Origin of the sequence: Bacillus sp. SRB3LM, assembly GCF_015712745.1 — a bacterium.
Taxonomy (GTDB): domain Bacteria; phylum Bacillota; class Bacilli; order Bacillales; family Bacillaceae_G; genus Bacillus_A; species Bacillus_A thuringiensis_K.
Genome location: NZ_VWVQ01000002.1, coordinates 108192 through 121308 on the forward strand (window position 1 = coordinate 108192; position 13117 = coordinate 121308).

Genomic DNA, 13117 nt, shown 5'->3' on the forward strand with positions numbered 1-13117 from the left:
AAAAGGACGGTATTTAAAATGGAAATTATTAAATTTGGTTTAAATGGGTGCGGCCCTTGTGTAACAGTTGAAAGATTTTTAAAAGACGAGGGTGTAGATTTTACATCTGTTAATGTAGAAGAAGAACCTGCAATGGCAGCTGAACATGATGTACTGTTTTCTGTTCCAGTGGTAATTCTAAAAGATGGTGACAAGGAAATCATGCGTACTTCTGGTTATAATCCTGGCCAGCTAGGAGAAATTATCGACCTGTACCAAGGTGCACAATGATGTTAATCAGTGCTATGTGCCTATTAGTTGTTTCAGCTTTTGGGTTCGTAGGTAGTTTAGCTTTTACAGTTTACCATTTAGAGAATAGAAACTGGATTCGAATGTTCATTGGAATCATCGGTATCATGTTCTTCTTATTTTGGGGATTTGTAGATGCTGCTGCAGTAATGATATTTTGGTAGAATGAGGGCCCTGTTTAGGGCTCTTTTTTATTTTGCCTATTGACGTTTCTTATGAAGTGCTTACGATAGATGGAGCCTGAATAAAAGGTAGTGATTGATAATGGAAGAATTTTATTCACGGGATGATACAGTGTTAGTAAGGTGGATTCCGGAGTATTGGTACGACTACACAGGAGATAGTGGCATTGAACATGAGCCTGTAGAGTTTTTATATATGCCATATAGATATAAATGCTGGGGAAAGGGAATGTAACAAGATCCGTAAATTATTGGATCTTCTTTATGAGGAAGGTGAAGTCAATGAACAAGGTTGAGAAATTAATGGATAGTGTAAATGAAGAAGTGTATCAAGAACGTCTTCGTCAAAATGAAAAGTGGGGTATCCAGCGACATCCTATCGGTACGTGGCTATCTATCTTAGGTGAAGAGTTTGGTGAGGTATGCCAAGCTGCTCAAAGTGAATTAGGATTAGCTAGTGTGAAAGATACAGATGCAGACGATTTGTATATGGAATGTATTCATGTTGCTGCTGTTGCTTCAGCCATTGCAGAACAAATTAAGGAGCAACAAGCCTTGAAGGAGGTAGCTTAATATGTGTGTTTGTGGAAGTGATAGAAACCCAGGGTTCAGACAGTGCTGCGGCTCTCTTTCATTAAAGAGAAAAGAGGAAGCTATAAAAGAGTTACAGAAGACGTACATGGATGATACAATTGTGAATCATCCGAAGTATGAGGAAATCATGTTAATGACTCTTCATGATGTAATTCCACATCTGAGCCATCATGGATTAAATATCCTTACTGGTAGAATAGATTTACTTAAAAGAATGAAGGGGGCTTCAAAATGACAGATTTAAAATTAGAACAATCCAATTTAACGTGGTTAGAAGATAGAACAATCATCTTGTCTCCAACAGGTAGTTATGCCTATGGAACAAATACAGAAACGTCTGATAAGGACTACAAGGGTGTATGTATCCCACCAGTTGAATACTACTTAGGTTTGGATTCATTTAATGAGTACAACACATCAGGTGGTAAAAACTTCAGAAATACAAAAGATGATGTCGATGTAAACATCATTCATGTAAATAAGTTTGTTAGAGATGCTATGCAAAGTGTTCCTAACAACATCGAGATCCTGTTTGTTCGTCCGGAGGATTACATCAAGGTCGCTCCACTAGGACAAATTTTAATCGATAACCGTCATTTGTTCTTATCAAAAAACATCAAGTACCGATTCGGTGGATATGCGAATTCGCAAATCCAAAAGCTGAAGAATAAGAACTCAAACGGAACAGGTAGACGTGACCTAATCGATGCTCACGGCTACGATACAAAGTTCTTTATGCACAGTATCCGATTACTAACAAGTGCAACAGAGATCTTGGAGACAGGTGACTACAGTACATATCGTCCAAATCGTGAGCTTTTATTAGATTGTCGTAATGGTAAATACACTTTCGAAGAAGCATTAGAAATGGTTGAAATGTACGACAATGAATTAGCTGCAGCTTATGAGAAGTCAGAGCTTCCTGCAAAAGCTGATTATGACAAGATCAATAAGATGTTAATGGATATCAATAAACAAGGACTTGCTCTTTAATGAGCGGTCCTTTTCTTATATAGAAAGGTGAGAATAGAAATGGATGATTGGAACAAAATCAAAGAACTAGTTGATAAGTTGAATAGAGAAACGGATCTTAGATATGATTGCTTAATTCAAATCTTAGATGAAGAATTAGGCGAGAAAAAAAGAAATGAATTACATCGAAAATCAATGACTCGTTTTAAAGAAATCAAGGGTTGAAAGGGGAGTAATAATATGATTCAAAAAATGTTAGAAGTATCTACCGCACACATTACTTACGAAACAGCTAAGTGGTTGGATGGCCAAGTTGAGGCAACAAAAGATAATAAGATGGATCTTATTGTTTATGAAAAAGGGGAGTATGGAGCATTTATTCCACTGTATCCAGAAATGCTTATAGGTAAGTTATTACCAGAGTCGTTGGTGCTCATAATTGGATATGCAATGGGGAAGGAATGCTCTTGGATTATGCTTGATAGAGATATTGAAATAATCGATGATTTACCCACTCACAACTGGTAAAACGCCCAAAATAATTCCAATCTATGTTATAATATAAAGACAATACTAGAAAGAGAATTGATAAAAATGATATACAACTATAAAACCAAGAAGTGGACTGAGTGCTATTATCGCAAAATAGGTCCTAGTGAAGTAGGAGAGTATGTTCCTCCTAAGTGGGTTTTCGATTTTAAAAAAGATCTTGAAGAAGGTTTTGAAGTTTTTACCCTGGAAACATTCGAGTACCCAGGAGAAGTTCAGGGCGTTATTGCTCTTAAAGTAAATAAGGCTGAGTATACTGTACATCTTAAATCTGCAGAATGTGCGGATTGTAATAAATATCATGTTAGAGGTCTAAAAAGGAATGGCGTAAATAAAGATAGAATATATACAGGTGTAGGATACAACCTAGTAGCATTCGCTTGTCAGTATAGTTTAGAGCAAGGATGCGATGGACACATGTATTTAACTTCCAAGACGGACACAATACCTTTCTATATACGCTTAGGAGGAAAACAATTATCACAAGGAAGCCAGATGATTGTTTTTGACGAACCTATTGGGCAAAGCTTGGCCGCTACAAAATTTCCGGGAGGTGTTATAAAATGGTTAAATTAGCTAGAAATTCGGCTGTTAGAGTTGGAGTTGTTAAGAATTCATTGACTGGGCATACTATAAAAAAGGTGCGTGGTGCTATGATTAACAAAGCAGAAAGATTTGAAAGAGGATTTCCCGACGGAGTATATGTAGAACCAAGCGATAAAAAAGAACCAAGAGTAAAAGTAAGAGCGCTGTTTAAATATTGTAACGAACGTGGAGTAGAACCAAAAGATTTAACAGATGAAGAAAGAGAGCAGTTCTTAGTATACGAATAATAATGAAGAGTCCCTATGAGATAGGGGCTTTTTTATTTTATATAAAAGGGAGAGATTATTAATGGAAGATATTAAATTTTATGCGCGTGTAAAAAACAAATGGGCTCGTAGACGTAGTGGGTTAAAGAACCCTGCATTATCAGAGCTATATGACACTACTAGAGCGTTGAATGAGAAATACGAAGTAAAACACTGGGCGTTCCCAGCAGGCATTAACCCGGAAGACTATCCTGAGTTGTTAGCGATGGAGGAGATAGTGACAAGTCATGTAAGCCACTACTCCAATGACTTTTATCTACATGATCTTCATGCGTACTTAACAGGGGATAAGAAGGGACTTTGGTTATTAAGAAATAGTGGAACACACTATATTCCTTTAGAGGATAAGTTTAATCCTATGTATTTTGATTTATACAAATCATACATTGTGGGGAATAAGTATTTCTATCTAATTAATAACGGAGAAATTCAGAAAATTACAGCAGAGAAAGCAAATGCTATTATTCAAGAGAAGCTATTTGTTGCTGCATAAGGGAGTTTTTAATGGTTCGACGTCTTTCAACAATAAGCGTTTTTAGTAGAAAGAGTTAACATAATAATATTATGGTAAAGGGTTGGTGTCGCCCATTAAGAAATAAAAGGATTTTTGTTGTTTTATGTAGAATATATTTATGTTCTGCACAATCAAACCTAGGGGGAATTTTCACATGGATTTAAAACTAAACTTAGAAAATGATGAAGCTCTTCGCGTTGAACATGCATTAGCAAAAAATGGTCAAGCTGTTTTTGATATTGACGAGGTCACAAGATGTTTTGTCCGATTGGATAAGTATGTTCCGTCACCTGTAAAACTAGATCCTTTTGTAGAAGCTAAGTATATTGACTCATTTAAAAGATCTATTTTAGATGAAGTTATTGATAGCGGCGTAGGTCAAAATTATGAGTATACATCATTTGCTACAACATATCCTCACATTTTTATTAAAACAGGAACTATGATTACACTCATTGTTTGTAGATCTGTTTTTCCAATGAACATTATTAAAAACAAAGATGATTTTGAATTTACAACAAAACTTAACAAGAACTATAAAAAATAATATAATCAGGGGATTTTTCCCCTGGTTTTATTTTCAGGCGAGGTCTTTCAACTAAATTGGTATTATGTTGAAAGAGTGCGAAAGTTACTTTAATCCCCTCTTTGGGGTAATTACATATATTTTTACTGGAGGTTTTACCATGAAAATTGATTTATGTATCGGTTACAACCAAACATTAACCGTTAATTTTATCGCACTAGGTTTGTACGTTAAGCAACATACGGATTATGAAAATACGTTAGAATTTATGTCGTCGTATACGTTTGATGATGCTAAACACATTCAAATGTATCATCCGGAAATTTTGATGTAATACAAAGTTGCATATGCACAGTGAAAAGGTTTTATTAAGAGAGTAAGTTACCTCGCAAGTTTTACGCTTTCACACCTCCCGGTGAAATTCGAACTTGTTTAAAACCTATCTACTTTACCAAATCATTATTTTCCTCCCTAAGGATTAAGGCAGCCGTTCGCAGGCTGTCTTTTTCTATTCACTATTGTTATTAAGAAAGAAGGAATTTGTTATGAAGAATAAACAGAATAAAACTAAGCGTATTGGTGTTATGACACAAAACCGTGGAACTATGCCCCCACCAGCAAGAGCTGACAAAGCTAAAAAAGGCAAAGGTTCATACTCACGTAAAAATTCTAAAATTGATTTAAGGGCGGTGTAATTATGGCTGATAGAAGTAAAACACTTTTATGGTGCACCGGTTATTATACAAATGAATTTTGCAAACAAAAAGCTGCTGAGATTAAACAAAAGATTAAAGATGGTGACGAGGATTTCAAGGAGTATATTGGTGTCAGGATCGTCGATAAAGTGATGGCACATGACACGAATAATAACCTTGTCCAATTTAATAGAATAAGACTTGTACGTAGATAAAAATATGATTACTTAAGATGTTCCAACTGATATAATGTATTGGACAACTTAGATTAAGGAGATACATAAACAATGGGATATTTAATCGCGGCATTTTTCTTATTAATAATTACATTCATCCTCTCCCTCACTTTAAGGGGAAAACCTCAAGAGCATGCAAAAGGAATGTTACATGAAATTCTAACTGGCCCTCTTGGGAAAATGTTATTAACTGCTCTTATAGCACTTATTATTATTGGAATATTTTTTGCTGGTATGATTTATGATTTAAACAATTAAAAAGGTATTATTCGCTACCTGTAGAAATACATATTAAAAGCCATTTAGAAGGAGATAATAATATGGAAATTTTAACGGTTTCACTTGCTACTTCAATTACATATGCTTTAGAAGTTTTAGAAAACGAAGAATCTAGACCTGAAGAGTTAGAAGCAGTTAAGAAGTTCCTTCAATCTGCAGGAATGATTAATGAAGCTTTTACAACAACTGATGAGAATAAAAAGAAAGCTTTATTAGAAGAAGTTTCAAAGATAAAGTTTTAAATAAAAAAGGAGCATACCATTTCGGTTATGCTCCCTTCTCTTTTTATAACACTTCTAATTCTTCATGTCGATAAGGTAACTCAATCTCACGTAAGAATGGTACCTGGTCCCCTGCTGTTTTTAAAAGTGTTTTTACATATACAGATTGAATTGGTTGGAAAATGTCTGTTGAGAAATCAAACTTCTCCGTTAACCCCTCATCAAAATACAATTCATGTTTTACAGTGTAGTCGTTAAATGGTGGACATCCAACTGGTACTGTTACCTTTGGTGTGTTTACATTTGTGAAACGACGATCTGTTCCTTCTAATGAGAACTTTGTTGTAAACTCTGCAGTATCTTGGGAATACTCACGGTACTCCACAACGATGTCTTGGAATCCATACATAAAGATTCGTTTGTTATCGTGCTTGAACCAGTAAGGTTGTTTTACTTTGATTTGCAGTTCTGTTACTTGTCGTCTTGGGAATGAAAATACTAGCTTACCAGCTTCAACAATCTCTTCCGGAATATCTGTATTGTTTACCTTTTTTACTGGGTAAGTTTCAATACGCCTCCACTCCCCATTCTGATTCTTGTATTGAATATCAAGAACGCTCATAGAGTACTCTGGAGATGGATGAAGAGTAATTGTATTTGTATAAATGTTATTAGAAATGTTTTGTGGGATCTTCACATGAATCAATCCATACACTTCTGTTACGCATTTATTTTCATTTGTCTCAGATTGGCGAACCCAGAACGAGTTCTTGTCTCCATCAAATGCTTTTGTAATACCACTAGAATCTACCTCGTAGAATTTACGTTGTTTTGTTTCTTCATCAATTGGCTCTACATCTGATGACTCATATACGTTTGCTTCTAGGTTGCTAGGTAGTATGTACTCACCTAAATCATTTTTATAGGCAATCTTATCATGAGATCTTACAACAACTGGAGTAATAAGTCCGTGTAGTGTATCTACATTAACGGGGCTATTTGCATTTGAGGAAATGATATTGCTTGCATGATAGAAAGATCGAGTAAGGATACTCTCCCCTGCTATGCTATTGTTTTGATAATCCTTTTCTAATTCATACACTCTTCCCTCTAATTTCTTTAGACGGTTTTGTAAGAAGTAATTTTCACGTAAGATATGATCCATGTTCTCAGAGATTACACCATCATGGTCATTCACAATGTCAAACAAAGTTGTAATGTCTGTTTGGATGTCATTACGTAACTTATTAAATTCTTCAGAAGAGCTAGGCCCTTTATTTAGATTCGGATTTCTTAATGTAATCGGGCGCATGTACTCACCTTCCCTATCGTATCGAATTGATTTTTTCTTCTAGTTCATCAACATTTGGTTTAATAACCATATCAAAAGATGAAACTTGAATCGGTGTTTCATTGAAGTAATATATCTCAAGATCCTTTACTTCGATGTTTGCTGCCTTTAACACATTCGGTTTTTCATGAACGTTTATATTGATTGATACTGATTCAGCATATTGGAAACGTAACACGTAATCGATAGTGATAAAATCATTGCTTTGTGGTAATGGAACCTTTCTTGTATCACCATTCTTATCTGGTCCCATACGCATATTGTTTGAACCAAAGGTAAAGTCCGAAGCACCACCTGTACTTCTTACCTTCATACGAATATACAGCTTGTCTCCTGGTTCTACATAAAGAGTACTATACATTCCTACAGGATCTAGTAATCCATTTGAAGAAAGCTTAATTGCGTCACCGGCTGCTGTTTTTGTACAGCCATTCAAAGGACTCCAACTATCTAATCCAGGAACAGGAACTGTTCGTGAATAGTCGATTTTTTGAAGCGTGGAAGCCGTAAATACATTCGACTTCCCTACTTCTTTATCCCCTGTCATGATAGAAACGAAATTATTGTACATTTCTTTTTTATGGCCATCTTTATTCGTTGCTTCATTTCCTTCTGTAATGTGTCCTAATAGTAAAAGGTCATGAGCAGATTCAAGAACAAAATTCGTATACTGGGAAAGCTCAGTTACACCACGGTAACGAGCATTGGCTTTATGAAAGGAAGGTTTATATTTCTTTTCGATTTTCATATAGTTGCTCCTCCCTAACTAAATTGTAATGTGTAGCGGCGTAATACAGGTGTTGTATACTGCCCTACGGAGAATTGTTTCATAGCAATTTTTAATTGAATATCTCGGTGTTCGACTTCATCTACGTAGTCATAGTAAAGGTCATATGTTACACCAGGTAGTGAATGATTAACCACAATATAGACCTTTCCATCTTTCTCGTAAAGAGCGTACTTAGACCAATCGTTATTCTTTGTGTTGTATCGTAAATCAAATACGGAAACCTTTTCTAAGAACTGGCTTGAAGAATAACAATGAGTACTTACACGAATCGGATCAAATCCTAAATCAATCGTGCAGTCCTTATTTAAACTCTGTACATAGACCAATACAGTTAAGTCATTCCACCCTTGCTTGAACTTGTAGTTCACATTAGTTTGAGAAGAAGGTATTCCCTCAAATAACTTTTCTCCATTTAAGAAGATAGCAATTGGTTCTGTAGATGATGGAATCGTAGGAAGTACTTGTTCTTTTCCTTCATAGAAAATACCCATTCCATAATACAGTTGTGTATGCTGCGTGAATTGTTCATCTTGTAGAATCAAACCACGATTCCCTTCCTTAATCGGAATTACATTTCGAACAATATCATTTGATGGTTGTTTCCAGTCATCTAATGAAGGGATATGAGTTTCACCGAAGTTTACTACTGTCTTCTGAACATTCCAAGCATCTTTACCCATATACATACGCTCTGTTCGCGGAACGATCTTACGTTTTTCAATAGAGCCTAATGTATAAAATGCGATTCCATTTGCTTGTAGTTCGATAATCTCAGATTCTTGGCCACCAGTATTCTCTGGGATACCTAAGTTTGTTGGACTAGCATGAACAACATACTTGAAATCAATTAAGTTAGGTGCCTGTGCAGTCTCTCTATTAACAGGAGATATCTGTTTCCAGCTCTCTTCCCTATCGTCTACACGTACAAAGTACTCAATATCTGTACCGTCGGGAATCTCTTCTTCTGTAACTAATGATACTTTACCAATAGAGAATGTCTCATCTGTATTCGGAGTAAGGAATTTTGTAACAACCTCTCCTCTTTCCGGATAGCTTAGTTGGAAGAATTGAATTTTCTTAACTCCAAATAAGTATTGATAAGAATAACCTTCAGGATGTACAAGCTCTTTATCGCTCTCCTGTTTACGAATCCAAATCCTCATACTCTTCATTTCTGTTGTTGGGAAATAAAAAGATACATTATTACCCGTTTGCTTACCTTCTGGATAATATGGTAAGTGGAAATAGTTTAATCCATCTAGCGTGAATTCAATATATACCGTAACATCCTTAATGGTATGTATGCTTAAATCAATTCGGTTTAATACTTGTTTATCATTGAATGTGATATCTACATACCCATCAGCTGGACCTTCTGTTTTCGATAGCCATACTTCTTGGAATGTTTCGTTTGTATTTACATTTAAGGCTTGTTCAATCTTCCCTGAAATAGGAATCTTTTTAAATGTACTCGCAGAGTTTTTTGGCATAACGAATTTAATTTCACTAGCAGGATTAATTAAGAATGAAGTGTTCTCCTGTTTCTTAAGTGTGATTTGATGGTTCTTTATATCGATAGATACATTGTCTTCTGAATCGATTTTAGATAAATCGTCAAATGTATCAAAGATGCTAGTTAAGTAACCCGTCTTACCATACAGCAATATCTTCTCTTTTAATTCCGTTTCTAATCTTCTAGCCTCATACTCTAACCGATTCTTTTCTACCTCAAACCAATTAAACTTTCCTTTTAACTGATCATGAACAGCGATTGTATTTTCATAAAGAATCATCAAGTCCTTTTGGATCTTGCTAACAACCTCATTGTAGAAGTCGGACTCAGCTAGTTCACCATTACGAATACGCTTGAACGTATACTCAGGAGAGCCTAGGTCTTGGTCTCTTAATAATTTATTTAAACGAGAACCGAACTCCTTGGATGTAGGAAGATTCCCCTTTCGAAGTTCTTCCTGAAGGATTTGGTTCACCGCTACAGTAAAACGTTTTTGACGAATGTTAATAGACATCTCCTACACCCCTTTCTGTTCTGTAAGAATTTTTAAAGCGAAGTCTTCAACGAGTGGTGTTGTATGAAGAAGAGGTATTTCATCTTCTGTTGTTTTCTCTGGTCGCTTCATAATAATTTTTAATCGCACTTGCTTTGGAAGTTCTTTTAATTGAAGGTTTTGTTTGTGAAGAGCAAACGCATTTTCAATATCAGATTCGTTATCATTAATCGAAAGAATCTTTGCTGGGAACTTATCGTTTACCGGTTGCTGATGTTGTGGAGAGATTCTGTGCCAGTCTATGTCGTCAAAAGAAACAAAGTACTGAACCCAATCATTAGATTCACTTACCTTCTCTTTGTACATAGGAGGAACTTTTTCGTTTGTGTATAGAAGTACTTTCTTAATACCATCTTCAAGTAGAAACGGTTTGCTAATATACTCACTTGTTTCAGCAAATTCAAAACTCATAATATCGATATCTCGAACACCAATAGCGTAACGCCAACCTTCAATAGCTTCTAATACTTTTTTAATCTCATAGTCGCTATTAACAGTATGGATACCGTATTTTTCATCAACAATATTGCTTGGTACTTCTTGTTTACGAATACGAGTAAATGAAGCAGAATCCTTTTTTCTTCTATAGAAAGCTTCTTGCCCTAACAATTCTTTATAAGAGTTAGGTTGTTCTAATACGAATTCAATGTATTTTGCTTCTCTTGATGGGAAGCTCCAAACACCTTGGCCAGAAAATTTTGTTTTAGCAAAGTTTTCGCTACCATCAAATAAATCCTCTGCTCTGTAGCTTTGAGGTGTTTTATTGATTTCTTGGTTTAATACAAATTGGTCATTTTGGAAAAGACCTTGGTATTCAATACCGTCATTAGATGTTCGAATAGAATACACATTAACTGTACCTGGGCTACCTGCAGCATGATAAGGATTTAAATTAATCCAGTTGATTGTCTCGCTCTTAGGTAATTGAACTACAATCTTTACACGTAATAGATCGTCATGTTCTTTTCCTTTTGCCCATTCAACATCGTAGTAGAATACTTGCTTCTTATAGCTCTCTGGAATGTTGACCATCTCGAATTCAAATACTGTGTCAGGGTTTCCATCGATTAATGCTTTTGGATCATCGTTCTTGATTTGAGAAGAAACATATTCGTAGTTTTCAAATTCTGAATCTGATTTAACTTTACGAGATAGATAATAAGTCCCTGCAATACCGTTACCAGTTATGGTTCGGACTTTGCTTCCGATGCTTCTATTTAAAGCATTTGTACGTCGAAGAGTTAATACTCCTTCTTGTGTGTGGATCATGCTTCGGTTTTCTACTGGAGTTAAAACAGTATCTACGTTATCGTAATTCGTAAACGATTCTTTTAAATAAACCGTATTAGGCGTTGTTTCTTCTGTTAACATTTGAAGGTCTGATACAACTCCATTAATACCACGAACGATAGCTAAGATTCTGTCTTTCTCACTTTGAGAATAATTAAAGTAATCCACTAGGTAAGTAGCAATGGTATTTAGTTCTGAGAATAAAATACCTAAATCCGTTTCCATTTCCTTGTTGTTGCTATAGTAATCTTCAAGGAAAGGCAATTCTCCATACACAACTTTCTGTGCTTGGAATAAGGGCTTACCTATGCAAGATTGATACCTGTAAAAGATTTCATCTGCTAATTGAGATACCTCTTCTTTTGTAGCAGAACTACTTAAACGTAGCTTTGCTTGCTCTAAAAGATACTCTCTTTGTTTCTCTAATATTTTAGATTCAATAACAGGGGCATTCATCCTTGCACCTCCCTACTTCATAACTTTGAATTTTAATTGGTAGCTATCAACCATAGGCGTTACCACTAGTTCATCACCTACGTTTTTACGTAAGATAACTTTTAGTCGGAAGTTTGTCACTAGATAATCGTAGTGAACAACCACTGTAGCGTTACCATGATTTGTTGCTTCGTTATAATAAAGATCCGAACGGTTAAAGCTTTCTGTGAAGATGAGTTTATTCTTCTCTTGCTTATACTCAAATGTCTTATAAACAGAATCCGGAACAATACTGTACTTATTTAAAAATGCATCTTTGCTAGTTTTATAATCTGTACGGTTCTTTGTTGTGAATTCATTTTCACTTGAGTAAGAGATTGGGAAGAATTCTGATTGAATCTTTCCGCCTCCTACTACGATTGCTCCATCTGTTAGGAATACATCGATTGGTCTGTAATCACTTGTATTCGGATCATAGTTCTCTCCACTATTCACTTGTTTATAATCAACAAATGGATACTTAGAAAGTTTAATTGTATTATTAGAATCAGTTCCATTTGGGAAAGACTCTACTTTACGAACTCTCTTAGAGAATCGATCTCCTACCTTAACTGTCCAAGGGTCAAATAGATTGGCATTTGGTACGTAATCAATTGTATAGATTGAACTACTGTCATGAGGTACAGCTAACTGAATAGCAGCTCCTCTTTCTGTAAAGTACCAATCACTTCTATTCATTAAGATGTTGTTGCGGTATACTTTCGTATTATCTTCATCACTAATATCTGCATGGAATCGAAGTTCTGCACTTGAACCACGGAAGAAAAGCTTTTCGCATTTTACATTCTTTGTACCTTCTGGAAGAATTGAAACCCAATCATTAAGTGAAGGATTCTCTTCTAATGAGATGTAGTATTCAATAGAAGTAACACGGTCTGTAGCCATTCCATCTAACTCATTAAACAGTGGATGATCTTCAAAAGTAGATAGTGATACCTCTACAATATTCCCCTCTACTTCAATTGGTTTTGTAACAAAAATTCCTGCTTGTTCATATAGAGAATGATTTAGCTGCAGGTTCTTTACCCCATACTGATAAACATATTCTGTTGAACTATTTACACGGTTACTTGAGCCAACTCCTTCTACGATTGGAGGAAGTGGCCCAGGTGTTGTACTACTTGTAGCACTTTGACCTTGCAGTAAAGTTGTTTTTGGTTTGCTTGCACTTTCAAAACTGTTAACCATCTAAATCCT

22 protein-coding genes are annotated in these 13117 nt (G+C 35.4%); 17 read left to right on the forward strand and 5 right to left on the reverse strand.

What is annotated here, in order from left to right; translation table 11 throughout:
- The first annotated feature begins 18 nt into the window (after positions 1-18).
- From F3I02_RS00805 to F3I02_RS00885, 17 genes are all read left to right on the forward strand, one after another.
- A complete protein-coding gene (locus F3I02_RS00805; RefSeq protein ID WP_196477361.1) occupies positions 19-270 on the forward strand; it encodes a glutaredoxin family protein in 252 nt (83 codons plus the stop codon).
- A complete protein-coding gene (locus F3I02_RS00810; RefSeq protein ID WP_196477362.1) occupies positions 270-452 on the forward strand; it encodes a hypothetical protein in 183 nt (60 codons plus the stop codon). The genes F3I02_RS00805 and F3I02_RS00810 overlap by 1 nt, the downstream gene beginning before the upstream one ends.
- A gap of 100 nt (positions 453-552) precedes the next feature.
- A complete protein-coding gene (locus F3I02_RS00815; protein ID WP_196477363.1) occupies positions 553-705 on the forward strand; it encodes a hypothetical protein in 153 nt (50 codons plus the stop codon).
- A 47-nt stretch (positions 706-752) separates the two neighbouring features.
- Entirely contained in the window at positions 753-1043 is a 291-nt protein-coding gene (locus F3I02_RS00820) for a nucleoside triphosphate pyrophosphohydrolase family protein (protein ID WP_196477467.1), read from the forward strand.
- Between the two features lies 1 nt (position 1044).
- Positions 1045-1299 carry a hypothetical protein gene (locus tag F3I02_RS00825; protein WP_196477364.1) on the forward strand — a complete coding sequence of 85 codons (255 nt, stop codon included), beginning with the start codon at positions 1045-1047 and terminating at the stop codon, positions 1297-1299.
- A complete protein-coding gene (locus F3I02_RS00830; RefSeq protein WP_196477365.1) occupies positions 1296-2057 on the forward strand; it encodes a nucleotidyltransferase domain-containing protein in 762 nt (253 codons plus the stop codon). The genes F3I02_RS00825 and F3I02_RS00830 overlap by 4 nt, the downstream gene beginning before the upstream one ends.
- Positions 2058-2096: 39 nt before the next feature.
- Positions 2097-2261, forward strand: coding sequence for a hypothetical protein (locus F3I02_RS00835; protein ID WP_196477366.1), 165 nt, complete (start codon positions 2097-2099; stop codon positions 2259-2261).
- Positions 2262-2276: 15 nt separating this feature from the next.
- Complete coding sequence (locus F3I02_RS00840) at positions 2277-2564, forward strand: DUF5983 family protein (protein ID WP_230876741.1); 288 nt, start codon at positions 2277-2279, stop codon at positions 2562-2564.
- Between the two features lie 66 nt (positions 2565-2630).
- On the forward strand, positions 2631-3161 hold the full coding sequence (locus tag F3I02_RS00845) for a hypothetical protein (protein ID WP_196477367.1): 531 nt from the start codon (positions 2631-2633) through the stop codon (positions 3159-3161).
- Entirely contained in the window at positions 3149-3418 is a 270-nt protein-coding gene (locus F3I02_RS00850; RefSeq protein ID WP_230876742.1) for a hypothetical protein, read from the forward strand. The genes F3I02_RS00845 and F3I02_RS00850 overlap by 13 nt, the downstream gene beginning before the upstream one ends.
- Before the next feature lie 61 nt (positions 3419-3479).
- Entirely contained in the window at positions 3480-3950 is a 471-nt protein-coding gene (locus F3I02_RS00855) for a hypothetical protein (protein ID WP_196477368.1), read from the forward strand.
- A 175-nt stretch (positions 3951-4125) separates the two neighbouring features.
- The gene (locus F3I02_RS00860) at positions 4126-4518 is read left to right on the forward strand and encodes a hypothetical protein (RefSeq protein WP_196477369.1); all 393 of its coding nucleotides are present in this window, start codon (positions 4126-4128) and stop codon (positions 4516-4518) included.
- A 139-nt stretch (positions 4519-4657) separates the two neighbouring features.
- On the forward strand, positions 4658-4831 hold the full coding sequence (locus F3I02_RS00865; protein ID WP_196477370.1) for a hypothetical protein: 174 nt from the start codon (positions 4658-4660) through the stop codon (positions 4829-4831).
- A gap of 211 nt (positions 4832-5042) precedes the next feature.
- Complete coding sequence (locus tag F3I02_RS00870) at positions 5043-5192, forward strand: alternative ribosome rescue factor ArfA (RefSeq protein ID WP_196477371.1); 150 nt, start codon at positions 5043-5045, stop codon at positions 5190-5192.
- A gap of 2 nt (positions 5193-5194) precedes the next feature.
- Entirely contained in the window at positions 5195-5407 is a 213-nt protein-coding gene (locus F3I02_RS00875; RefSeq protein WP_196477372.1) for a hypothetical protein, read from the forward strand.
- A 72-nt stretch (positions 5408-5479) separates the two neighbouring features.
- Positions 5480-5686: a hypothetical protein gene (locus F3I02_RS00880; RefSeq protein WP_196477373.1), complete on the forward strand. Its 207-nt coding sequence runs from the start codon at positions 5480-5482 to the stop codon at positions 5684-5686.
- Positions 5687-5748: 62 nt separating this feature from the next.
- On the forward strand, positions 5749-5949 hold the full coding sequence (locus F3I02_RS00885; protein ID WP_196477374.1) for a hypothetical protein: 201 nt from the start codon (positions 5749-5751) through the stop codon (positions 5947-5949).
- Positions 5950-5992: 43 nt separating this feature from the next.
- Here the strand turns inward: F3I02_RS00885 and F3I02_RS00890 are convergent, their stop codons facing one another.
- The 5 genes from F3I02_RS00890 to F3I02_RS00910 are packed head-to-tail and all read right to left on the reverse strand — an operon-like array spanning position 5993 to position 13108.
- Entirely contained in the window at positions 5993-7240 is a 1248-nt protein-coding gene (locus tag F3I02_RS00890) for a hypothetical protein (protein WP_196477375.1), read from the reverse strand.
- A 13-nt stretch (positions 7241-7253) separates the two neighbouring features.
- Positions 7254-8027 carry a hypothetical protein gene (locus F3I02_RS00895; protein WP_196477376.1) on the reverse strand — a complete coding sequence of 258 codons (774 nt, stop codon included), beginning with the start codon at positions 8025-8027 and terminating at the stop codon, positions 7254-7256.
- Positions 8028-8041: 14 nt separating this feature from the next.
- On the reverse strand, positions 8042-10096 hold the full coding sequence (locus F3I02_RS00900) for a hypothetical protein (RefSeq protein ID WP_196477377.1): 2055 nt from the start codon (positions 10094-10096) through the stop codon (positions 8042-8044).
- Between the two features lie 3 nt (positions 10097-10099).
- Entirely contained in the window at positions 10100-11881 is a 1782-nt protein-coding gene (locus tag F3I02_RS00905) for a hypothetical protein (protein ID WP_196477378.1), read from the reverse strand.
- Between the two features lie 12 nt (positions 11882-11893).
- On the reverse strand, positions 11894-13108 hold the full coding sequence (locus F3I02_RS00910) for a hypothetical protein (protein ID WP_196477379.1): 1215 nt from the start codon (positions 13106-13108) through the stop codon (positions 11894-11896).
- Positions 13109-13117 lie beyond the last annotated feature (9 nt).

Excerpts from the sequence above, each read along its gene's own strand:
- F3I02_RS00900 (WP_196477377.1), bottom strand. The coding sequence starts at position 10,096 with ATGTCTATTAACATTCGTCAAAAACGTTTTACTGTAGCGGTGAACCAA.
- F3I02_RS00850 (WP_230876742.1), top strand. The coding sequence starts at position 3,149 with ATGGTTAAATTAGCTAGAAATTCGGCTGTTAGAGTTGGAGTTGTTAAG.
- F3I02_RS00840 (WP_230876741.1), top strand. The coding sequence starts at position 2,277 with ATGATTCAAAAAATGTTAGAAGTATCTACCGCACACATTACTTACGAA.
- F3I02_RS00830 (WP_196477365.1), top strand. The coding sequence starts at position 1,296 with ATGACAGATTTAAAATTAGAACAATCCAATTTAACGTGGTTAGAAGAT.
- F3I02_RS00870 (WP_196477371.1), top strand. The coding sequence starts at position 5,043 with ATGAAGAATAAACAGAATAAAACTAAGCGTATTGGTGTTATGACACAA.
- F3I02_RS00810 (WP_196477362.1), top strand. The coding sequence starts at position 270 with ATGTTAATCAGTGCTATGTGCCTATTAGTTGTTTCAGCTTTTGGGTTC.
- F3I02_RS00860 (WP_196477369.1), top strand. The coding sequence starts at position 4,126 with ATGGATTTAAAACTAAACTTAGAAAATGATGAAGCTCTTCGCGTTGAA.
- F3I02_RS00815 (WP_196477363.1), top strand. The coding sequence starts at position 553 with ATGGAAGAATTTTATTCACGGGATGATACAGTGTTAGTAAGGTGGATT.
- F3I02_RS00845 (WP_196477367.1), top strand. The coding sequence starts at position 2,631 with ATGATATACAACTATAAAACCAAGAAGTGGACTGAGTGCTATTATCGC.
- F3I02_RS00905 (WP_196477378.1), bottom strand. The coding sequence starts at position 11,881 with ATGAATGCCCCTGTTATTGAATCTAAAATATTAGAGAAACAAAGAGAG.
- F3I02_RS00865 (WP_196477370.1), top strand. The coding sequence starts at position 4,658 with ATGAAAATTGATTTATGTATCGGTTACAACCAAACATTAACCGTTAAT.
- F3I02_RS00875 (WP_196477372.1), top strand. The coding sequence starts at position 5,195 with ATGGCTGATAGAAGTAAAACACTTTTATGGTGCACCGGTTATTATACA.
- F3I02_RS00885 (WP_196477374.1), top strand. The coding sequence starts at position 5,749 with ATGGAAATTTTAACGGTTTCACTTGCTACTTCAATTACATATGCTTTA.
- F3I02_RS00835 (WP_196477366.1), top strand. The coding sequence starts at position 2,097 with ATGGATGATTGGAACAAAATCAAAGAACTAGTTGATAAGTTGAATAGA.
- F3I02_RS00880 (WP_196477373.1), top strand. The coding sequence starts at position 5,480 with ATGGGATATTTAATCGCGGCATTTTTCTTATTAATAATTACATTCATC.
- F3I02_RS00910 (WP_196477379.1), bottom strand. The coding sequence starts at position 13,108 with ATGGTTAACAGTTTTGAAAGTGCAAGCAAACCAAAAACAACTTTACTG.
- F3I02_RS00855 (WP_196477368.1), top strand. The coding sequence starts at position 3,480 with ATGGAAGATATTAAATTTTATGCGCGTGTAAAAAACAAATGGGCTCGT.
- F3I02_RS00820 (WP_196477467.1), top strand. The coding sequence starts at position 753 with ATGAACAAGGTTGAGAAATTAATGGATAGTGTAAATGAAGAAGTGTAT.
- F3I02_RS00890 (WP_196477375.1), bottom strand. The coding sequence starts at position 7,240 with ATGCGCCCGATTACATTAAGAAATCCGAATCTAAATAAAGGGCCTAGC.
- F3I02_RS00805 (WP_196477361.1), top strand. The coding sequence starts at position 19 with ATGGAAATTATTAAATTTGGTTTAAATGGGTGCGGCCCTTGTGTAACA.
- F3I02_RS00825 (WP_196477364.1), top strand. The coding sequence starts at position 1,045 with ATGTGTGTTTGTGGAAGTGATAGAAACCCAGGGTTCAGACAGTGCTGC.
- F3I02_RS00895 (WP_196477376.1), bottom strand. The coding sequence starts at position 8,027 with ATGAAAATCGAAAAGAAATATAAACCTTCCTTTCATAAAGCCAATGCT.